18 protein-coding genes are annotated in these 20,934 nt (G+C 71.2%); 15 read left to right on the forward strand and 3 right to left on the reverse strand.

The window, feature by feature from the left end; all coding sequences use genetic code 11:
- Nucleotides 1-33: 33 nt before the first annotated feature.
- The 11 genes from OOK40_RS16340 to OOK40_RS16390 all read left to right on the forward strand — a co-directional run bounded on the left by OOK40_RS16340 (nucleotide 34) and on the right by OOK40_RS16390 (nucleotide 12,405).
- Entirely contained in the window at nucleotides 34-822 is a 789-nt protein-coding gene (locus OOK40_RS16340) for a TIGR03084 family metal-binding protein (RefSeq protein WP_266481457.1), read from the forward strand.
- Nucleotides 823-825: 3 nt separating this feature from the next.
- Entirely contained in the window at nucleotides 826-2,499 is a 1,674-nt protein-coding gene (locus OOK40_RS16345) for an acyclic terpene utilization AtuA family protein (protein WP_266481459.1), read from the forward strand.
- On the forward strand, nucleotides 2,496-4,094 hold the full coding sequence (locus OOK40_RS16350; RefSeq protein WP_266481461.1) for an acyl-CoA carboxylase subunit beta: 1,599 nt from the start codon (nucleotides 2,496-2,498) through the stop codon (nucleotides 4,092-4,094). Before OOK40_RS16345 ends, OOK40_RS16350 begins: the two co-directional genes overlap by 4 nt.
- 7 nt (nucleotides 4,095-4,101) lie before the next feature.
- Nucleotides 4,102-6,369, forward strand: coding sequence for a biotin carboxylase N-terminal domain-containing protein (locus OOK40_RS16355; protein ID WP_266481463.1), 2,268 nt, complete (start codon nucleotides 4,102-4,104; stop codon nucleotides 6,367-6,369).
- Nucleotides 6,366-7,493, forward strand: coding sequence for an acyl-CoA dehydrogenase family protein (locus OOK40_RS16360; protein WP_266481466.1), 1,128 nt, complete (start codon nucleotides 6,366-6,368; stop codon nucleotides 7,491-7,493). The genes OOK40_RS16355 and OOK40_RS16360 overlap by 4 nt, the downstream gene beginning before the upstream one ends.
- Before the next feature lie 48 nt (nucleotides 7,494-7,541).
- Entirely contained in the window at nucleotides 7,542-9,119 is a 1,578-nt protein-coding gene (locus OOK40_RS16365; protein WP_266481469.1) for a 4-coumarate--CoA ligase family protein, read from the forward strand.
- 20 nt (nucleotides 9,120-9,139) lie between these two features.
- The gene (locus OOK40_RS16370) at nucleotides 9,140-9,886 is read left to right on the forward strand and encodes an enoyl-CoA hydratase family protein (RefSeq protein ID WP_266481789.1); all 747 of its coding nucleotides are present in this window, start codon (nucleotides 9,140-9,142) and stop codon (nucleotides 9,884-9,886) included.
- Nucleotides 9,874-10,452 carry a TetR/AcrR family transcriptional regulator gene (locus tag OOK40_RS16375; protein ID WP_266481472.1) on the forward strand — a complete coding sequence of 193 codons (579 nt, stop codon included), beginning with the start codon at nucleotides 9,874-9,876 and terminating at the stop codon, nucleotides 10,450-10,452. The genes OOK40_RS16370 and OOK40_RS16375 overlap by 13 nt, the downstream gene beginning before the upstream one ends.
- 46 nt (nucleotides 10,453-10,498) lie before the next feature.
- Nucleotides 10,499-10,750: a type II toxin-antitoxin system CcdA family antitoxin gene (locus tag OOK40_RS16380; protein WP_266481474.1), complete on the forward strand. Its 252-nt coding sequence runs from the start codon at nucleotides 10,499-10,501 to the stop codon at nucleotides 10,748-10,750.
- On the forward strand, nucleotides 10,747-11,148 hold the full coding sequence (locus OOK40_RS16385; protein ID WP_266481476.1) for a PIN domain-containing protein: 402 nt from the start codon (nucleotides 10,747-10,749) through the stop codon (nucleotides 11,146-11,148). Before OOK40_RS16380 ends, OOK40_RS16385 begins: the two co-directional genes overlap by 4 nt.
- Before the next feature lie 231 nt (nucleotides 11,149-11,379).
- Nucleotides 11,380-12,405 (forward strand): isopenicillin N synthase family oxygenase, encoded by a 1,026-nt coding sequence (locus OOK40_RS16390; RefSeq protein ID WP_266481478.1) that lies wholly within the window; start codon nucleotides 11,380-11,382, stop codon nucleotides 12,403-12,405.
- On the opposite strand, the gene OOK40_RS16395 is transcribed toward OOK40_RS16390, so the two are convergent.
- Nucleotides 12,384-13,484, reverse strand: a complete 1,101-nt coding sequence (locus OOK40_RS16395) for a citrate synthase 2 (RefSeq protein ID WP_266481480.1) — start codon at nucleotides 13,482-13,484, stop codon at nucleotides 12,384-12,386. The genes OOK40_RS16390 and OOK40_RS16395 overlap by 22 nt on opposite strands.
- Nucleotides 13,485-13,830: 346 nt before the next feature.
- Between OOK40_RS16395 and pdxH the strand changes: the two genes are divergently transcribed.
- Nucleotides 13,831-14,472: a pyridoxamine 5'-phosphate oxidase gene (pdxH, locus tag OOK40_RS16400; protein ID WP_266481791.1), complete on the forward strand. Its 642-nt coding sequence runs from the start codon at nucleotides 13,831-13,833 to the stop codon at nucleotides 14,470-14,472.
- Nucleotides 14,473-14,839: 367 nt separating this feature from the next.
- The gene (locus OOK40_RS16405; RefSeq protein ID WP_266481483.1) at nucleotides 14,840-16,225 is read left to right on the forward strand and encodes a PAS domain-containing protein; all 1,386 of its coding nucleotides are present in this window, start codon (nucleotides 14,840-14,842) and stop codon (nucleotides 16,223-16,225) included.
- Nucleotides 16,226-16,470: 245 nt separating this feature from the next.
- Here the strand turns inward: OOK40_RS16405 and OOK40_RS16410 are convergent, their stop codons facing one another.
- Nucleotides 16,471-17,226 (reverse strand): SIS domain-containing protein, encoded by a 756-nt coding sequence (locus OOK40_RS16410; RefSeq protein ID WP_266481486.1) that lies wholly within the window; start codon nucleotides 17,224-17,226, stop codon nucleotides 16,471-16,473.
- 234 nt (nucleotides 17,227-17,460) lie between these two features.
- Between OOK40_RS16410 and OOK40_RS16415 the strand changes: the two genes are divergently transcribed.
- The gene (locus OOK40_RS16415; RefSeq protein ID WP_266481488.1) at nucleotides 17,461-18,153 is read left to right on the forward strand and encodes a metal-dependent transcriptional regulator; all 693 of its coding nucleotides are present in this window, start codon (nucleotides 17,461-17,463) and stop codon (nucleotides 18,151-18,153) included.
- A 563-nt stretch (nucleotides 18,154-18,716) separates the two neighbouring features.
- Nucleotides 18,717-19,580, forward strand: coding sequence for an alpha/beta fold hydrolase (locus OOK40_RS16420; RefSeq protein WP_266481798.1), 864 nt, complete (start codon nucleotides 18,717-18,719; stop codon nucleotides 19,578-19,580).
- 206 nt (nucleotides 19,581-19,786) lie between these two features.
- Here the strand turns inward: OOK40_RS16420 and OOK40_RS16425 are convergent, their stop codons facing one another.
- Nucleotides 19,787-20,266, reverse strand: coding sequence for a subtilase-type protease inhibitor (locus OOK40_RS16425; RefSeq protein ID WP_266481490.1), 480 nt, complete (start codon nucleotides 20,264-20,266; stop codon nucleotides 19,787-19,789).
- Between the last annotated feature and the right edge of the window lie 668 nt (nucleotides 20,267-20,934).

Below are 20,934 nucleotides of genomic sequence, written 5' to 3' on the forward strand. Positions count from 1 at the left end.
GGCACACAACGTCGTGTCCCGAGGGAGCGCACCGTGTCCGACCCGTCCGTCGTACTCGACGATCTGCGCAGCGAGAGCAATCAACTCGACCAGCTGGTGGGGGAGTTGACCGACGAGCAATGGGCGCGCCCCACCCCCGCGCCCCGCTGGACAGTCGCCCACCAGATCGCCCATCTCGCCTGGACGGACGCGGCCGCGCTGCTCGCGGCCACCGACCGCGAGGCCTTCGGCGCCCAGGTCGAGAAGGCACTGAAAGCGCCTGACGACTTCGTCGACGAGGGCGCCGAGGAGGGCGCCGCGCTGCCGCCCGCCGAGCTGCTGGCCCGCTGGCGCGCCGGGCGCGAGCAGCTGCAGCAGGCCCTGCGCGCGGCACCCGCCGGAGCGCGTTTCCCCTGGTACGGGCCGCCGATGAGCGTCGCGTCGATGGCGACCGGACGCCTGATGGAGACCTGGGCGCACGGTCAGGACATCGCCGACGCGCTCGGAGCCGTACGCGAACCGACCCCCCGCCTGCGGCATGTCGCGTACATCGGGGTCAGGGCACGCGACTACGCCTTCGGGGTACGCGGCCTCACCCCGCCCGCCGAGCCGTTCCGCGTGGAGCTGACCGCGCCGGACGGGGAGCTGTGGGCGTACGGACCCGAGGACGCCGCCCAGCGTGTCACCGGGCCCGCGCTCGACTTCTGCCTCCTGGTGACCCAGCGCGCGCACCGCGCCGACCTCGCCGTGTGCGCCGAGGGCGCCGACGCCGACCGGTGGCTCGACATCGCGCAGGCCTTCGCCGGTCCGGCAGGACCGGGGCGCGAGCGGAAGGAGGCATAAAGCGTGCTGCGCATCGGAAATGCCTCCGGCTTCTACGGCGACCGCTTCGACGCCGTGAAGGAAATGCTCACGGGTGGGCCTCTCGACATCCTGACCGGCGACTATCTCGCCGAGCTCACCATGCTCATCCTCGGCCGCGACCGGCTGAAGGACCCCCGCCTCGGCTACGCCAAGACCTTCCTGCGGCAGCTGGAGGAAAGCCTCGGCCTCGCCCAGGACCGCGGAGTGAAGATCGTCGCCAACGCGGGCGGGCTCAATCCGGCCTCACTCGCCGACGCCGTACGCGAACTCGCCGACCGCGTCGGCGTCCCCGTCAAGGTCGCCCACGTCGAGGGCGACGACCTCGCCGACCGCTTCCCCGGCGCCCTCAGCGCCAACGCCTACCTCGGCGGCACCGGAATCGCCGAGTGCCTGCGCGCCGGGGCCGACGTCGTCGTCACCGGCCGGGTCACCGACGCCGCCCTCGTCACCGGGCCCGCGACCGCGCACTTCGGCTGGGGGCCCGAGGACTACGACGCGCTCGCCGGCGCGGTGGTCGCCGGGCACGTACTCGAATGCGGCACCCAGGCCACCGGCGGCAACTACTCCTTCTTCAGCGGCCACGACGTACGCCGTCCCGGCTTCCCCCTCGCCGAGATCCACGCCGACGGCACCAGCGTCATCACCAAGCACGACGGCACCGGCGGCCTCGTCGACGTCGGCACGGTCACCGCGCAGCTGCTGTACGAGACCGGAGGCGCGCGCTACGCCGGACCGGACGTCACCGCGCGCCTGGACACCGTACGGCTGGCGCAGGACGGCGAGGACCGGGTGCGGATCTCCGGCGTACGCGGCGAAGCCCCGCCGCCCACCCTCAAGGTCGGCCTCAACCGCATCGGCGGCTGGCGCAACGAGGTCGTGTTCGTGCTCACCGGGCTCGACATCGAGGCCAAGGCCCGCCTCGTGCGCGAACAGCTCGACGACGCCCTCGGCAAGCACCGCCCGGCCGAGGTCCGCTGGGAGCTGGCCCGCACCGAGCGGCCCGACGGCGACACGGAGGAGCGCGCCAGCGCCTATCTGCGCCTTGTCGTGCGCGACAGCGACCCCGACAAGGTGGGGCGTGCGGTGAGCGGTGCGGCGATCGAGCTGGCGCTCGGCAGCTACCCGGGCTTCCATGTGACGGCCCCGCCCGGCAAGGGCGCGCCGTACGGGGTCTTCGAGGCCGAGTACATCGACGCGGCCGAGGTGACGCACACGGCAGTACTGCCCGACGGGCGCCGGATCACGATGCCGACTCCCGTACGTACGCAGGACGTCGAGCCGGTCCCGGACGAGGGCGGGCTGCCCGCGGAACTGCCCGCCGGGCCGCGCCGGGCCGCGCCCCTCGGGCTGATCGCCGGCGCCCGCAGCGGCGACAAGGGAGGCGACGCCAACGTCGGCGTGTGGGCGCGCTCCGACGACGCCTGGCGCTGGCTCGCCCACGAGCTGACCGTCAACCGCTTCCGCGCGCTGCTCCCGGAGACCGCCGAGCTGACCGTCGTACGCCATGTCCTGCCGAATCTGCGGGCCCTGAACTTCACCGTCGAGGGGATTCTCGGCGAAGGCGTCGCCGCGCAGGCCCGCTTCGATCCGCAGGCCAAGGCGCTCGGCGAGTGGCTGCGTTCGCGCTACGTCGACATCCCGGAGGTACTGCTATGACTGTGCTCGCCTCGGCCGTCGACTCCACGGGTCCCGATTACGCAGCCCGCCGCGAGGCCATGCTCGGCCGGCTCACCGAGCTGGAGGCCGAGCACGCGAAGGCGCTCGCGGGCGGCGGCGAGAAGTACGTCGCCCGGCACCGGGCGCGCGGAAAGCTGCTCGCGCGCGAACGCATCGAGCTGCTGCTCGACCCCGACACGCCCTTCCTGGAACTGTCCCCGCTCGCCGCGTGGGGCAGCGACTATCCCGTCGGCGCGTCGATGGTCACCGGCATCGGTGTGGTCGAGGGCGTCGAGTGCCTGATCACGGCCAACGACCCGACCGTGCGTGGTGGGGCGTCCAACCCCTGGACGCTGAAGAAGGCTCTGCGCGCCAACGAGATCGCGTACGCCAACCGGCTGCCCTGCATCTCGCTCGTCGAGTCCGGCGGGGCGGATCTGCCGTCCCAGAAGGAGATCTTCATCCCCGGCGGGGCGCTGTTCCGGGATCTGACGAGGCTGTCGGCGGCCGGGATCCCGACGATCGCGGTCGTCTTCGGGAACTCGACCGCCGGAGGCGCGTACGTCCCCGGCATGTCCGACCACACCATCATGATCAAGGAGCGCTCGAAGGTCTTCCTGGGCGGGCCGCCGCTGGTGAAGATGGCGACGGGGGAGGAGAGCGACGACGAGTCGCTCGGCGGCGCGGAGATGCACGCCCGTACGTCCGGACTCGCCGACTACTTCGCCCTCGACGAGGCGGACGCGCTGCGGCAGGCGCGGCGGGTCGTCGCCCGCCTCAACTGGCGTAAGGCACACGGCGATCCGGGGCCCGTCGAGCCGCCCAAGTACGCGGAGGAGGAGCTGCTCGGGATCGTGCCCGAGGATCTGAAGACTCCCTTCGACCCGCGCGAGGTCGTCGCGCGGATCGTCGACGGCTCGGACTTCGACGAGTTCAAACCGCTGTACGGGCCGAGCCTGGTGACCGGGTGGGCGCGGCTGCACGGCTATCCGGTGGGCGTGCTGGCCAACGCGCAGGGCGTGCTCTTCTCGGCGGAGTCCCAGAAGGCGGCGCAGTTCATCCAGTTGGCGAATCAGCGCGATGTGCCGCTGGTCTTCCTGCACAACACCACCGGCTACATGGTCGGCAAGGAGTACGAGCAGGGCGGCATCATCAAGCACGGCGCGATGATGATCAACGCGGTGTCGAACTCGAAGGTCCCGCATCTGTCGGTGCTGATGGGCGCGTCGTACGGGGCCGGGCACTACGGAATGTGCGGGCGGGCGTACGACCCGCGCTTCCTCTTCGCCTGGCCCAGCGCCAAGTCCGCGGTGATGGGGCCGCAGCAGCTCGCGGGCGTGCTGTCGATCGTGGCGCGCGCGTCGGCCGCCGCGAAGGGGCAGCCGTACGACGAGGAGGCGGACGCCGGGCTGCGCGCGATGGTCGAGCAGCAGATCGAGGCGGAGTCGCTTCCGATGTTCCTCTCGGGGCGGCTGTACGACGACGGCGTGATCGACCCCCGCGACACCCGTACGGTCCTCGGACTGTGCCTGTCCGCGATCCACACGGCACCGGTCGAGGGCGCGCGCGGCGGCTTCGGCGTCTTCCGGATGTGAGGCACTGATGATCTCCACTCTGCTGGTCGCGAACCGGGGCGAGATCGCCTGCCGGGTCTTTCGCACCTGCCGCGAGCTGGGCATCGCGACGGTCGCGGTGTACTCGGACGCGGACGCGTCGGCACTGCATGTGCGGGAGGCGGACGCGGCGGTACGACTGCCGGGGGCGGCGCCCTCGGACACGTATCTGCGCGGCGACCTGATCGTGAAGGCGGCGCTGGCGGCGGGCGCGGACGCGGTGCATCCCGGGTACGGATTCCTGTCCGAGAACGCGGAGTTCGCCAGGGCGGTGACGGACGCGGGCCTGGTGTGGATCGGGCCGCCGCCCTCGGCCATCGAGGCGATGGCGTCCAAGACGCGCGCGAAGGAACTGATGGGCGGCGCGCCCCTGGCCGATGTGACCGCGGACGACCTGCCGGTCCTGGTCAAGGCGGCGGCGGGCGGCGGCGGCCGGGGCATGCGGATCGTCCGCTCGCTGGACGAACTCCCGGGCGAGCTGGAGGCGGCGCGAGCCGAGGCGCTGAGCGCGTTCGGCGACGGAGAGGTCTTCATCGAGCCGTACGTCGAGAACGGCCGCCATGTGGAAGTCCAGGTGCTGGCGGACGCGTACGGGACGGTGTGGGCGCTGGGGACGCGCGACTGCTCGCTCCAGCGCCGCCACCAGAAGGTCATCGAGGAGTCCCCGGCGCCGGGACTGCCCGCCGAACTGGTCGCCTCGCTCCACGAGTCGGCGGTGACGGCGGCGCGGGCGGTGGGCTACCGGGGCGCGGGCACGGTGGAGTTCCTGATCTCCCCGGCGGGCCGCGCCCACTTCCTGGAGATGAACACCCGCCTCCAGGTCGAACACCCCGTGACGGAGGCGGTGTTCGGCCTCGACCTGGTGGCGCTCCAGCTGCGGGTGGCGGAGGGTTCGCGGCTCCCGGCGACGCCGCCGGAGGCCAGGGGCCACGCGGTGGAGGCGAGGCTGTACGCGGAGGACCCTGCGACGGGGTGGACGCCGCAGACGGGGGTGCTGCGGGCGCTTGACGTGCGGGTCTTTCCCACCCACCCGCCCTTGAACGTGGGGGGCGGGACCCCCCACACCCCCGCGGGCCCGGCGCTTCGCGCGGGCGGTCGGGTGGCCGACGGCCTGGGCCCCGTCGCGGGCGGTCCGGCGCTTCGCGCGGGCGAGTCGGGTGCCGTGCCCGGTGGTCAGGCGGGCCACGGATCGGTGCTTCCCGCGGACGGCCCGAGCGGTGCGGCGGCGGGCGGTGGCCCTGCGGCCGGCGGTCCGGCGCTTCGCGCGGACGATTCCGGTGCTTCTCCCGGTGGCCGGGCCGGTCTTGGCCCGGCGCTTCGCGCGGACGGGCCCGTGGACGACGGCCCCGGGGGCGTGGCCGCCGCAGGCCACGACCTCGTGCACGCCGCCCCCTGGCTGCGCGTTGATGCCGGGTACGCCGCCGGGGACTCCATCGGCGTGCACTACGACCCCATGATCGCCAAGGTCATCGCCTGGGCACCCACCCGCGACGCCGCCGTGCGGCTGCTCGCGCAAGCCCTGCGGCGGGCGCGCGTGCACGGGCCCGTGACCAATCGGGCCCTGCTCGTGCGGTCCCTGGAGCATCCCGACTTCACCGGCGCCCGGCTCGACACCGGGTTCTACGAGCGGCACCTCGACGCCCTCACCGCGCCCGCCGACGGGGAGCGGTACGCCGCCATCGCCGCCGCGGTCGCCGATGCCGCCGCCCGGCCCGGAGCCTGGCGGAATCTGCACTCGCAGCCGCAGGTCAAGGGCTACGGCGAGCACGAGGTCCGGTATCGCCGAACCCGCGGCGGCGGGTTCGAGCTCGTCGACGAGCCCGGCGTGCGCGTCGTCGACGCCCGCCCGGACCGGGTGCGGCTCGAGATCGACGGGATCGTGCGGCCCTTCGACGTCACCGATCACGGTGACGGGTACGTCCACATCGACAGCCCCACCGGCGCGCACGCGCTCGCCGTGCGGCCGCGGTTCACCGATCCGCAGGACCGGGCCGAGCCCGGTTCGCTGCTCGCGCCCATGCCCGGGACCGTCGTCCGCGTCGGGGACGGGCTCGCCGCGGGGGCCAAGGTCACCCAGGGGCAGCCACTCGTATGGCTGGAGGCCATGAAGATGGAGCACCGCATCCTCGCGCCCGCCTCCGGCATCCTCACCGCGCTCCACGCCGTACCCGGCCGTCAGGTCGAGGTCGGCGCCCTGCTCGCCGTCGTCAACGAAGTAACGGCGGAAGCCACACAGGAGGAGGACACCGCGTCATGACCATAGAGAGCCAGGAACACACCGCACTGCGTGCCGCCGTCGCCGCGCTCGGACAGCGCCACGGCCGGGGCTACGAACGCGAACAGCTGTGGGCGGAGGCCGCCAAGCTCGGCTATCTCGGCGTGAACCTCCCCGAGGAACACGGCGGCGGCGGAGGCGGCATGGCCGAACTGTCCATCGTTCTGGAGGAGTTGGGCGCCGCGGGCTGTCCGCTCCTCATGATGGTCGTCTCACCCGCCATCTGCGGCACCGTCATCGCCCGGTTCGGCACGCCGGAGCAGAAGCAGAAGTGGCTGCCGGGCCTCGCCGACGGCAGCCTCACCATGGCCTTCGGCATCACCGAGCCCGACGCCGGGTCCAATTCGCACCGGATCACGACCACCGCGCGCCGTGACGGTGACGGCTGGGTGCTCTCCGGGCGCAAGGTCTTCATCTCGGGCGTGGACATCGCCGACGCCACCCTCATCGTCGGCCGCACCGAAGACGCCCGTACGGGCAAGCTCAAGCCCTGCCTCTTCATTGTCCCCCGCGACGCCGAGGGCTTCCAGCGCTCGCAGATCGACATGGAACTGCAGGCCCAGGAGAAGCAGTTCGAGCTCGTCCTCGACGACGTCGCCCTGCCCGCCGACGCGCTCGTCGGGGACGAGGACGCCGGTCTCCTCCAGCTCTTCGCCGGGCTCAACCCCGAGCGCATCATGACCGCCGCCTTCGCCATCGGGATGGGACGGTACGCACTCGCCCGCGCCATCGACTACGCCAAGACCCGCCAGGTCTGGAAGGAGCCCATCGGCGCCCACCAGGCCATCGCCCACCCCCTCGCCCAGTCCCACATCGAGCTCGAACTCGCCCGCCTGATGATGCAGAAGGCCGCGGCCCTCTACGACGCCGGCGACGACATCGGCGCGGGCGAGGCGGCCAACATGGCCAAGTACGCGGCCGGTGAGGCCTGTGTGAAGGCCGTCGACCAGGCCGTCCACACCCTCGGCGGCAACGGCCTGACCCGGGAGTACGGCCTCGCCTCCCTCATCACTGCCGCCAGGGTCGCCCGGATCGCCCCGGTCAGCCGCGAGATGATCCTCAATTACGTATCCCACCAGTCCCTGGGTCTCCCCAAGTCCTACTGACAAAGGAGATTCTGGGCGTCCACCCGGAGGACACAGCGAGGGGCCACGATGGTGTTCCAGAGCGAGTACGCAGATGTCACGCCCGTCACCGAGCCGATCCACGACGCGGTGCTCGGCCGGGCAGCCGAGTTCGGCGACGCAATCGCCCTGATCGACGGCGTGAACGGCACCACCGTCACGTACGCGCAGCTCGACCGGTTCCACCGGCGCATCGCCGCCGCCCTCGCCGACGCGGGCCTGCGCAAGGGCGACGTCCTCGCCCTGCACAGCCCCAACACCGTCGCCTACCCCTCCGTCTTCTACGGGGCCACCCGCGCCGGCGCCTCGGTCACCACCGTGCATCCGCTCGCCACGTCGGAGGAGTTCGCCAAGCAGCTGCGTGACTCCTCCGCCCGCTGGATCGTCACCGTCTCACCGCTGCTCGAAGTCGCCCGCAGGGCCGCCGAACTGGCCGCGGGCATCGAGGAGATCTTCGTCTGCGACCGCGCCGACGGGCATGTGAGCATCCTCGACATGCTCGGCGGGACCGCACCCGAGTCGGACGTCGTCATCGACCCGGCGAAGGACATCGCCGCCCTGCCGTACTCCTCGGGCACCACCGGCATCCCCAAGGGAGTGATGCTCACGCACCGCTCCATCGCCACCAACCTCGCCCAGCTCCACCCGCTGATGCCGATGGATCCCGGCGACCGCATCCTCGCCGTACTGCCGTTCTTCCACATCTACGGACTCACCGCGCTGATGAACGCGCCGCTGCGGCAGGGCGCCACCGTCGTCGTCCTGCCCCGCTTCGAGCTGGAGACCTTCCTCGCGGCGATCGAGACGCACCGCATCAACGCCATCTACGTCGCCCCGCCGATCGTCCTCGCCCTCGCCAAGCACCCGGCCGTCGCGAAGTTCGACCTGTCCTCGCTGGAATACATCATCTGCTCGGCCGCACCCCTGGACGCCGAGCTGGCCGCGGCCTGCTCCAAGCGGCTCGGGCTGCCGCCCATCGGCCAGGCGTACGGCATGACCGAACTCTCGCCCGGCACCCACCTCGTCCCCAAGGGCGCCGAGAACCCGCCGCCCGGCACCGTCGGCAAACTCATCGCGTCGACCGAGATGCGGATCTGCTCCCTCGACGACCCCGGCAAGGACGCCGCACCCGGCGAGGAGGGCGAGATCGCGATCCGCGGCCCGCAGGTGATGAAGGGCTATCTCGGACGCCCCGAGGACACCGGCCGCATGATCGACGCCGACGGCTGGCTGCACACCGGCGACATAGGCCGGGTCGACGACGGCTGGCTCTTCGTCGTCGACCGGGTCAAGGAGCTCATCAAGTACAAGGGCTTCCAGGTCGCGCCCGCCGAGCTGGAGGCACTGCTGCTCACCCACGAGGGCATAGCGGACGCGGCGGTGATCGGTGTGTACGACGAGAACGGGAACGAGATCCCCAAGGCGTACGTCGTACGGCAGCCGGCCGCCGAAGATCTCAGTGAGGACGGCATCATCGGCTTTGTCGCCGAGCGCGTCGCGCCGTACAAGAAGATCCGCCGCGTCGAATTCATCGGCGCGGTTCCCCGCGCGGTGTCGGGAAAGATCCTCAGGCGTGAACTGAGGGACCGGGAGAGGGAGAACACGTGACGGAAAGCCTGCCGGAAGGCATGACGGAACGCCCGCCGCTGGTCGTCACCGCACACGAACGCGGCATCGCCACCCTGACGCTGGACTCGCCGGACAACCGCAACGCCCTGTCGGCGCGGCTGGTCGGCGAGCTGGCGCAGGCGCTGGCGGACTGCGCCAAGGACGAGTCCGTACGGGCCGTGGTGCTCACCCACACCGGGTCTACGTTCAGCGCGGGCGCGGACCTGAAGGCCCCGCCCAACCCGTACACCTTCGTCGGCCTGCTGCGGCAGATCGTCACCCTGCCCAAACCGGTCGTCGCCCGCGTCACCGGGCACGTCCGGGCGGGTGGCCTCGGTCTGCTCGGGGCGTGCGACATCGCGGCCGGCGCCACGGGCGCGGACTTCGCGTTCACGGAGGTACGCATCGGGGTCGCGCCCGCCGTCATCTCCCTGCCCCTGCTGCCGCGCATGGACCCGCGCGCTGCCGAGCGCTACTACCTCACCGGTGAGCGTTTCGACGCGGCCGAGGCGGCCCGCACGGGACTGCTCACCCTCGCCGCCGACGACGTGGACGCGGCGCTCGCCCCGGTGCTCGACGGGCTGCGCAGAGCATCCCCGCAGGGCCTCGCCGCGTCGAAGGAACTGCTCGCGGCCAGGGTGCTGGAGGCCTTCGACCGGGACGCGGAGGACCTGGTCCAGCGCTCGGCGTCCCTCTTCGCGTCCGCCGAGGCCCGCGAGGGGATGACGGCCTTCCTCGAACGACGGGACCCCGCATGGGTGTGGTGACCTCCCCCAAGCAGGACCGCAGCCGGGCGACCCGGCAGCGGCTCCTGGAGGCCGCGGTGTCCTGCCTCGCCGAACACGGCTGGGCGGGCTCCACCGTCTCGGTGGTCGCAGAGCGGGCGGGAGTGTCACGGGGCGCGGCGCAGCACCACTTCCCGACCAGGGAGGACCTGTTCACAGCGGCCGTCGAGTACGTCGCGGAAGAGCGCTCGCAGGCACTGGCAGCGCTCCCCACGCAGGACCGCGCGGCAGTCGTCGCGGCCCTCGTCGACCTCTACACGGGCCCGCTGTTCCGGGCCGCCCTGCATCTGTGGGTCGCGGCATCCAACGAGGAGCAGCTGCGCTCACGGGTCACGGAACTGGAGGCCCGGGTCGGCCGCGAGACCCACCGGATCGCGGTCCAGCTGCTGGAGGTCGACGAGTCCGTGCCCGGGGTGCGGGAGACGGTCCAGGGCGTGCTGGACATGGCCCGCGGGCTGGGCCTGGCGAATCTGCTGACGGACGACGCGGCACGGCGGAAGCGGGTGGTGGCGCAGTGGGCGGCACTGCTGGAGGAGGCGCTGGGCTGAAACGTATCTGCATACTGCGGTATGCGTCTTTGGGTATGCTCATCTCATGGCTGACACGATGCGCATCACGGTGACGCTCCCGACAGAGCAGGTGGCGGAGCTGAAGAAGCTGACCGACAACGTGTCCGCCTTCGTCGCTGACGCGGTAGCCCACGAGATAAGGCACCGGCTGCTCGGTGAAGAACTTCGGCGCTACGAGGAAGAGCACGGCGCCTTCACCGAGGAGGAACTCGCTGAGGCACGCGCTGAGATCGCCGACGCGCTCAGCCCCGATCATCCGATGACGGAGGCAGCGTGAGCAGCCCTCTCAACACCGTCGTCCTGGACTCCGAGGGGCTATCGGCGTGGATCGCGCAGGACCGGAAGATCACGTCGAAGATCCAAGTCTTCTATGAGAACGGCATCGGCCTGGTCGTCGGTGCCAACACCATCGTCGAGGTCATACACGCCGGGGTGAACCTCCCCCGGCTCCAATGGCTGCTGTCGCGGGTGAAGGTGGAGCCCGTCACCGAGCAGTCCGCCAAGGCCGCCGCCCGCCTCCTCAAGGACACCGGTCTGCACGGGCACAAGTACGCCATCGACGCGATCGTCGCGGAGATGGCGCTGCGCCAGCCCGGGCCGGTCCTGATGCTGACGTCCGACCTCGATGACATGGCCCGGCTGTGCGGAGGCCGGGTCCGGCTCATGGGCATCTGACGCCCGTTCCCGGCCTGTGACCCGGGCCATCACGGTTCCGCCCGCTCCGCAGTACCCTGGGCGAATGCTTCTGCTCGTACGACGCCGCCACGTGGACTACGTCCGCGTCACGAGCATGGGCTGTCCGCGCTCCGTCTGACCCAGCGCACAGCCCCCTCTCCACCCGGCACCTGTGGCCCCCGCCCCACCCCTGGCGGCCCCACGGACCCCGTACACCCCGCGGATGCATCCATGTCGTACCTTCAGCTCCCCGTCATCGACCTCTCGGCCGCCGACCGCGGCCCCCAGGCCCGGGCCCTGCTGCACGCCCAGCTGCACAGTGCCGCCCACGACGTCGGCTTCTTCCAGCTCACCGGCCACGGCGTCACCGAGGCCGAAACCGCCGCCCTCACCAGCGCCATGCGGGCCTTCTTCGCGCTGCCCGAAGCCGACCGGCTCGCCATCGACAACATCAACTCGCCGCACTTCCGCGGCTACACGCGCATCGGCGACGAACGCACCGGCGGCGCCCAGGACTGGCGCGACCAGCTCGACATCGGCGCCGAACGGCCCGCCCACGTGCCCGGCCCCGGCGAACCCGCCTACTGGTGGCTGCAGGGCCCCAACCAGTGGCCCGCCGCCCTGCCCGAACTGCGTACCGCCGCACTCACCTGGATCGACCGGCTCAGCTCCGTCGCCGACAGGCTGCTGCACGAACTGCTCGCCGCCATCGGCGCGCCCCCCGGCTTCTACGACGACGTCTTCGGCGACCGCGCCCACCTCCACCTCAAGCTGGTGCGCTACCCGGGCAGCGGCCCCGACGGCGGCCAGGGCGTCGGCGCCCACAAGGACTACGGCTTCCTCACGCTGCTGCACCAGGACGAGATAGGCGGACTCCAGGTCGAGCGCGGCGACGGGCAGTTCCACGAGGTGCCGCCGCTGCCCGGTGCCTTCGTCGTCAACCTCGGCGAACTCCTCGAAGTCGCCACCAACGGCTACCTCAAGGCCACCAACCACCGCGTGGTCAGCCCGCCCGGAGCCGTCGAGCGTTACTCCGTGCCGTTCTTCTACAACCCGCGCCTGGACGCCCGTATCGAACCGCTGCCCTTCCCGTACGCGGCGAACGCGCCGGGCGTGACGGCGGACCCCGCGAACCCGCTGTTCGCGGAGTACGGCCGCAACGAACTCAAGGGGAAACTGCGGGCACACCCGCTGGTCGCCGCCCGCCACCACGCGGACCTGCTGAACCAGGAGCGTCAGCCCGCGATGTCCTCGTAACCGACGATCTCGCGCGGGTCCCGCGCCGCAGGGCCGACATAGCGCGCCGACGGCCGCACCAGGCGGCCCGTGCTCTTCTGCTCCAGGATGTGCGCCGACCATCCGGCCGTACGGGCACAGGTGAACATCGACGTGAACATGTGCGCCGGGATCTCCGCGAAGTCCAGCATGATCGCCGCCCAGAACTCCACGTTCGTCGCCAGAACCCGGTCAGGGCGCCGATTGTGCAGCTCGTCCAGCGCGGCCCGCTCCAGCGCCTCGGCCACCTCGAACCGCGGCGCGTCCAGCTCCTTGGCCGTACGGCGCAGGACCCGCGCCCGCGGGTCCTCGGCGCGGTAGACCCGGTGCCCGAAGCCCATCAGCCGCTCGCCCTTGTCCAGCGCCCGCTTCACATACGCCGTCGCATCTCCCGTGCGCTCGATCTCCTCGATCATCCCGAGCACACGGGAGGGAGCACCACCGTGCAGCGGCCCCGACATGGCACCCACCGCGCCCGAGAGCGCCGCCGCGACATCCGCGCCCGTGGAAGCGATCACGCGCGCCGTGAACGTGGAGGCGTTCATGCCGTGCTCGGCGGCCGAGGTCCAGTACGCGTCCACAGCCTTGACGTGCCGCGGGTCCGGCTCACCGCGCCAGCGGATCATGAACCGCTCCACGACGGACTCCGCCTTGTCGATCTCACTCTGCGGCACCATCGGCAGCCCCTGGCCGCGCGCCGACTGCGCGACGTACGACAGCGCCATCACCGCGGCACGGGCCAGATCGTCACGGGCCTGCGCCTCGTCGATGTCCAGCAGCGGCTTCAGACCCCACACCGGGGCGAGCATCGCCAGCGCAGACTGCACATCGACACGGATGTCACCGGAGTGCACGGGAATCGGGAACGGCTCGGCGGCCGGCAGACCGGGGTTGAACGCGCCGTCGACCAGCAGCCCCCACACATTCCCGAACCCGACATGGCCGACAAGATCCTCGATGTCGACACCTCGGTAGCGCAGGGAGCCGCCCTCCTTGTCGGGTTCGGCGATCTCCGTCTCGAACGCGACGACTCCTTCGAGTCCAGGTACGAAGTCGGACATCAGGCGGCTCCTCAAGATGTGTACGACGAGCAGGGGTCGGAGTGGATCTGTCACTCCGGTGATGCCCCGTGCGGGAGGTGGTCACCCAACCGTCGGGGAGGCAGGCACGATATCCCCTGCTGTAGGGAGGCCACAGCGGCCCGACCCAAGATTTTGGCGGGTCCGCCTCATGCGGGGAAGCGTGACATCCGGCACACTGCCCCATTCCGGACGGGAAGGATTAGCGGCACTCCGTGCCGGGCAAACTCGGCCCTTGCGGCAATATGGCTCCGTGACCGACCACGCCGCCCCGAACCCGGTTCCCGACGCCCCGCAGCCCGATCCGCTCCCGTACGACCCCGCCGTCATGCGCAAGCAGTACCGCTCCACACCGCTCCTGGAGACGGATCTGGCCGACGACCCCATGGAACAGTTCGCCCACTGGTTCGAGGAGGCCGCGTTCGCCGGTCTGCACGAACCGAACGCCATGATCGTCTCCACCGCCACACCCGACGGCCACCCCTCCTCGCGCACGGTGCTGCTGAAGCAGTACGACGCGCACGGCTTCGTCTTCTACACCAACTACGGCTCCCGCAAGGGCCAGGAACTTGCCGCAAACCCGCACGTCTCCCTGCTCTTCCCCTGGCACCCACTGGCCCGCCAGGTCATTGTCACGGGCACGGCGGCCCGCATCGGCCGCGACGAGACGGCCGCGTACTTCCGCAGCCGCCCGCACGGCTCGCAGCTGGGCGCCTGGGCGAGTGAACAGTCCTCGGTGATCGGCTCGCGCGACGACCTGCTGCGCAGATACGAGGAACTGGCAACCCGCTACCCCGAGGGCGAACAGATCCCGGCCCCGCCGGAGTGGGGCGGCTACCGGGTCGAACCGCAGGCGATGGAGTTCTGGCAGGGCCACGAGAACCGGCTGCACGACAGGCTGCGGTATGTCGGTACGGGGGCGGATGAGGCGGAGGCGGCGTCGTGGCGGGTGGAGCGGCTGGCGCCGTGACGTCCGGGTGCCCGTAAAACGCAGAAACCCGCGGGCTCTGGTCCCTCCTTGCGGAGGAGCCGGCCGGACTTACCGGCGAGCCCGCGGGTCGGTGACTGCTTGGAATTTCGGCCGACGGTCAGTCGGCTGCACACAGAGTGCGACGACGGGCGGTCAGCCCGCAGCCACCTCACGAGTCCGAGAAGAAATCACTTCCGGAGCACCTCCTTTCATGTGTGCCCCACACCTTAGGAACCGGTCCGGGACCTCACAAGCGAATTTCCGGGTGGCAACGATTTCCGGGAACAGGGTGTGTCCTGCGTCACGTTCCAGTTGAATGATCTGACGTGCACAGTTCGCGCGGACACGTCCTGCCAGGGGGTTCAGGATGAGTGCTTCCAGGAGTGAGACCACCAGTGCGCTGGGGCCCGACGAGCCGGACCGGGAGGGCGCGGGGTTGGACGATTCTGCGCCGGTGCCCGGGTCGGAGTTGCTCGCGGCGCTGCTCGACGGGATGGATGCCGCCCTGTGCGCTTTCGACGCCGGCGGCACGATCACGCACTGGAACCGCGAGGCGGAGCGGATTCTCGGCTGGTCGTCCGAGGAGGCCGTGGGGCGGCGCGGGTTCGCCGGGTGGGCGGTGCGGACCGCGGATGCCGGGGAGGTGCAGGGGCGGCTGATGGCCGCGATGGATGCTCCCGGGCGGCAGGTTCATGAGTTCGCGCTGCTGCGCAAGGACGGCGGGCGGGTTCTCGTACGGACTCAGTCGGCGCGGGTGCTGGGCGCGGACGGGAAGCCCGCGGGGGTGTACTGCGCGTTCAGCGAGGTGCATGCGCAGATCGACCTGGAGCGGTCCATCGCGCTGAGCGAGGCGCTGTTCGACGACGCGTCCTGGGGTGTGGTTCTGGTCGATGTGGATCTGCGGCCGACCGTCGTCAACAGCTATGCGGCGCGCGCGCTGGGCGCGGGGCGTACGTCTCCGCTCGGGCGGCCGCTGGGTGAGCTGGTCGTCCAGGGCGTCGAGGAGCTGGAGGGCGCGCTCCATCATGTGCTGGCGGAGGGCGCGCCGCGGGGCCTCGCGGAGCTGTGGGTGACGCTGAGCACGACGCAGGGGGAGCGGCGCCGGTGCTGGCGGAGTGGTTTTCTGCGGCTGGCCTCGCCGCTGGCGGAGGAGCCGGTGCCGCTCGGGGTGGGGTGGCTGTTCCACGACGTGACGGAGTCGAAGCTGGCGGAGCAGGAGGCGGACCGGCTGCGCTTCCGGTCGAGTCAGCTGCACCGGGCCGGGCGGGCCGCGGCGGAGTGCGAGGACTCGATGGAGGCGGCGACGGCGTATCTGGACTTCGCGCTGGCGGGTTTCGCCGACCATGCGCTGCTCGATCTGATGGAGCCGGACGGGGAACGCCTGGTCCGCGCGGCGGCGACCCCGTCGGGTGCGCCGGGCCCGTGCGTCCCGGTGGTGGGCGGCGGCTTCCCGGTCCGCTATCCGCCGGGCCACCCGGCGCTGCAGGCGGCCGACCGCAATGGTTCGGTCCGGGCGAGCGCGCCCGCGTCGGCGGCGGCGACGGCTGACTGGGCGGCGGACCGCCAGTGGCCGCGGGACGCGGTGCACGTGCTGTGCACGGTGCTGCGGAGCCGGGGTCGGACGCTGGGTGTGGTGACGTTCCTGCGGGGGGCGAGCCGGCCGGCGTTCGAGCGGGCTGACGCGATGTATGCGGAGAGTGTGGCGGTGCTGGCGGCGGCGTCGCTGGACCTGGCGGGGCGGGCGGAGGAGTAAGGGCGCGCGCCGCCCGTTGAACCGGGGGCCCGGGCGTCGACCTAGGGCGTGTTTTGGAAGTAGCGCCGTCCGCCCGAAGGGCGGGCCCCGCGGCGTCTGGTGCGTGCAGTCGCAAGGCGGAGGATCGCCCTCGTACTGGACGTACTTGGGCGACTCCGACAACACCGCGAGTGCGCGTGCCAGGCGTCGCGGGGTGGGGGTACCTCCCAGGCGAAGCTCTGGGGGAGCGACTTCCAAAACACGCCCTAGTGCCGGAAGAAGATCCGGTCCCTGTACTCCGTCATCACGCGCCCGTTCCAGTCGTGCCCGCCGTCCACGTTCCCCGAGCGCAGCAGCGGCGGCTCGATGCCCCGCTCCACGAGCTGCTCGGCCGCCGCCGCCATCGTGGCCTGCATCAGCGCGCTGGTGACGACGGTGGACGCGGGCGCGAACGGCGCCTCGATGCCCTCGTGCGTGAGCTCCGCGTCGCCGACCGCGATCTTCGAGTCGAGGACGATGTCGCAGTGGTCCTTCAGGAAGGTGCCGGAGACATGCCGGGACTTGGTCTCTTCCGCGTACGCCATCGACGTCACGCCGATGACCTTGAGTCCGAGCGCCCGCGCGTTCATGGCCATCTCGACGGGCAGGGCGTTGCGCCCGGACAGGGAGATGATCACGAGGACGTCGCCGGACCTGGCGGGGCTGGAGTCCAGGACCGCGCCCGCGAGACCTTCCACGCGTTCCAGTGCCGAGCCCAGTGTCGCGGGCATGACGTCGACGCCCACCACGCCGGGGACGGCGAGCAGGTTCATCAGGGCGAACCCGCCCGCGCGGTAGACGACGTCCTGCGCGGCGAGCGAGGAGTGCCCGGCGCCGAAGGCGAACAGGCGGCCGCCCGCGGCGACGGTGTCGGCGATAGCGGCCCCGGCGTCGGCGACGTTCGCGGCCTCCTCGTCCCGTACGCGCTGCAGCAGACCGATCGCGGCGTCGAAGAACTGACCGGCCAGCTTGCTCTCGCTCATCGCCGAGCCCTTTCCGTGGGGTGGGAACGCGGATGGGTACGTAAGGAGTACGCAGACGGGCCGCTGGGGGAATACCAGTGCCGTCGATCACGTTGCGGTCTGGACCATTCCCCTGTCAATACGCTCTCACCGACGGGCTTCCCCGGGCACGGCACGGTTGTCGGTGGGATGCGCAAGAATTGAGTCGGGGCCAGCGCACGACTGATTTTCAAGTCACAGCATCGAGGGGCACGTATGTCCGGACTGATCGACACGACGGAGATGTATCTCCGCACCATCCTCGAACTGGAAGAGGAAGGTGTGGTGCCCATGCGCGCCCGTATCGCCGAGCGGCTCGACCAGAGCGGCCCGACGGTGAGCCAGACCGTGGCGCGTATGGAACGGGACGGCTTGGTGCAGGTCGCGGGCGACCGCCACCTGGAGCTGACCGAAGAGGGCCGGCGGCTGGCGACGCGCGTGATGCGCAAGCACCGGCTCGCCGAGTGTCTGCTCGTCGACGTGATCGGCCTGGAGTGGGAGCAGGTCCATGCGGAGGCGTGCCGCTGGGAGCACGTGATGAGCGAGGCGGTGGAGCGGCGGGTGCTGGAATTGCTGCGCCACCCGACGGAGTCTCCGTACGGGAACCCGATCCCGGGCCTGGAGGAGCTGGGCGAGAAGGCGGAGGCCGATCCCTTCCTCGACGACGGCATGGTCTCGCTGGCCGACCTGGACCCGGGCGCGGACGGCAAGACCGTGGTCGTACGCCGAATTGGCGAGCCGATCCAGACGGACGCGCAGCTGATGTACACACTGCGGCGGGCGGGCGTGCAGCCCGGTTCGGTGGTCAGCGTCACGGAGTCCGCGGGCGGAGTGCTGGTGGGCAGCAGTGGAGAGGCGGCGGAGCTGCAGGCGGATGTCGCCTCGCATGTCTTCGTGGCCAAGCAGTAGGGCGGTCGCCGGCGTCGGCCTGTAGCTGTTATTCACCCGCCAGTAACCGTTTTCCGTCCGGAATGGCAGCGCCCGGGCGAATCGCGTGCCAGGCTGTGGCTGAGGCATATGACCCGTGGCCGGGGTGGGGGTCCACCCGGCGAAGCCAGGGGGAGGATCACGGTATGCGCCCGTCGTACGCCCCGCGCGCACCGCAGCGCGCTCAGCACATCGCGTGCACCGCGTACAGCCTGTGCATCGTGCACAGCCCGAGTATTCCGCTCGACGACTCGTACGTCCTTTCTTCAGGGGAAGGCCCCGGCGCCCATGGGCGCCGGGGCCTGTCCTCCCCTGTGCTGACCCGGAGCCCCGAGCTCTCAAGGTCAATCCCCTCGGACCCTCTTCCCCGAGCGGCCCGCCTCCCGCTGAAGATCTCCCCACGGCCACGGGAGTCAATCCTCGAGCGCGGTCACTCGAACGAGCGGTGTTGCGCGCCAGAACGCGGTTTTCGAATAAAGGTTCGATAGTCTGGCAGGACGAGACGGAGCTCGACCACCGGGGGAGAGAAGGGGGTGCCAGGCCAGATGGTGCGGCGCATCGATGTGACCGGAGCCGAGGGCGTACGCCTGGCTGCCTGGGAGTTCGCGGATCCGCCCAAGGGGCGCGGCGAGGGGGAGCGCTCCCCCGGGGTATTACTGCTCCACGGCCTGATGGGCCGTGCCTCGCACTGGGCGTCGACGGCCCGCTGGCTGGCCGAGCGCCACCGGGCGGTCGCCCTCGACCAGCGCGGCCACGGCCGCAGCGACAAGCCGGCGGAGGGCCCCTTCACCCGCGAGGCGTACGTCGCCGACGCGGAGCAAGCGGTCGAACAGCTGGGCCTGGCCCCGGTGACCCTGATCGGCCACTCGATGGGCGCGCTCACCGCCTGGCAGCTTGCGGCCAAGCGCCCGGACCTGGTCCAGGCTCTGATCATCTGCGACATGCGGGCCTCGGCGCTCGGGGCGGCCTCGCAGCGCGAGTGGGAGGACTGGTTCCGCTCCTGGCCGGTCCCCTTCGCGACGCTCGCGGACGTACGGAAGTGGTTCGGCGAGGACGACCCCTGGGTGGAGCGCAATAATCCGGCCCGCGGTGAGTTCTTCGCGGAGGTCATGGCGGAGCGGGCGGACGGCTGGCGGCCGGTCTTCTCCCGGCGCCAGATGCTCAAGTCCCGCGAGACCTGGGTCCATGACGCGCACTGGGATGAACTGGCCCAGGTCCAGTGCCCGACGCTGGTGGTCCGCGGCCTGGACGGCGAACTCGGCCGCGCGGAGGCCCAGGAGATGGTGCGGGTCCTGCCGCGGGGTGAGTACGGGGAGGTGGCGGACGCCGGCCACCTGGTGCACTACGACCAGCCGGAGGGCTGGCGGACGGCGATCGAGCCCTTCCTCGACGGCGTCCTGACGCCATGAGCGCGGCGCCTCGCCGGATCGCGAACTTCTGGGCGGGGCGCCGGAGTTACGGACAGGGCCTGGTCCCTGCGGGGACGGGGACCGCCATCAGCCGTGGCGGCAACGGCTGGGCGGTCGGCGAGGTCGGCTTTGTGGCGTTCAGGTTCGAGGCCGTCTACTGCGGGGGAGCGCTGACGGCCTCGTGGAACGTCGGGTGGGCGGCCCGGTCAGAACGAGAAGACCGCGCCGCCGCCCATGCGTCCTTCCATCTCGCACGGGTTGCCGTACATGGCCGACCAGTCGACCCGCTTGCCCTGCCAGACACCCTGGGCGCTGATCACCACGGGGTTCCACTGGCGCGTACACATCTTGTGCGAGGTCTCCTCCGCCAGCGCGGCGAACTGGCCGTCGACGATGCGCAGTTCCGTGCACGCGGCCGCGGCGGCGGGGTGCGTGCCGTCGGGGCGCGGGGCGCAGGTCAGGGTGACGGCGCGCTCCACCGTGGCGGTCGCGGTGGTCTCGCCCATGCCGATGGTGAGGACGAGGGCCGAGGGGGCGTACAGGCTCTTCGCCTGGGCGGGCTGCTGCGTGGGCTGCGTGGCCTGCTGGGGCTGGGCGGCCTGTGCGACCCCGGTCGCCGTGGTGCCGGTCAGCACAAGTGCGGATGCCGTGGCGACTGCGGCGACTGTGTTTCGGATGTAACGCATGTGTGAAAACTCCTTCGCTCGGGGGGTGATTGCGGTCGGGAGTCTTGCGCATGCGGACAGTGAGTGCACATCGATCGCGCGTTTCCGGCCGCGTACGTTCGTTCGGTGGTGACCGAATGGTCGTTCGGGCAGCTCGGGACGGGTGCGGAGGGGTGTCCAACATGTGGACGATCTTCGGTGGTGCAAGAGAAAACTATCTTCTGAGCTGCGCAGATGTACGGACGACTCTCCGTGCGAGAAGGCCGCATCGTCTGGAAACTGCCGCTCGGTCAGGGGCGTTGCGACGGCCGTGAGTTCCGCCTGCGGAGGCGGAACGTATACGGGTGCTAATCCTTCCGACACGCCGAGCGGCGAGACATTCTGATCCGACCCGTGCGAGATCGCTGACGGTCCGTGGATTCCGCATCTACCTTGAGTACGGTCTCCGAGTCTCAGGGAGTGACGCATGGAACGCAGGCGGTTATTGCATGCCGGGGCCGGGTTCGCACTGGCGTCCGTGGCGGGGCAGATCGCGGTCCCGGGCACGGCGAAGGCCGACCCCGCAGGCACCACCAGCACGGCAGACCCAGCCGGCCGAGCCGGCGCGACCAGCACCACCGGTGACACGAGTACGACCACTGGGGTGGAGGACTGTTCGGGTCCTCCCCTCTCGACCTACGGCGTCGCAT

Origin of the sequence: Streptomyces sp. NBC_01481, assembly GCF_026339995.1 — a bacterium.
Taxonomy (GTDB): Bacteria; Actinomycetota; Actinomycetes; order Streptomycetales; family Streptomycetaceae; genus Streptomyces.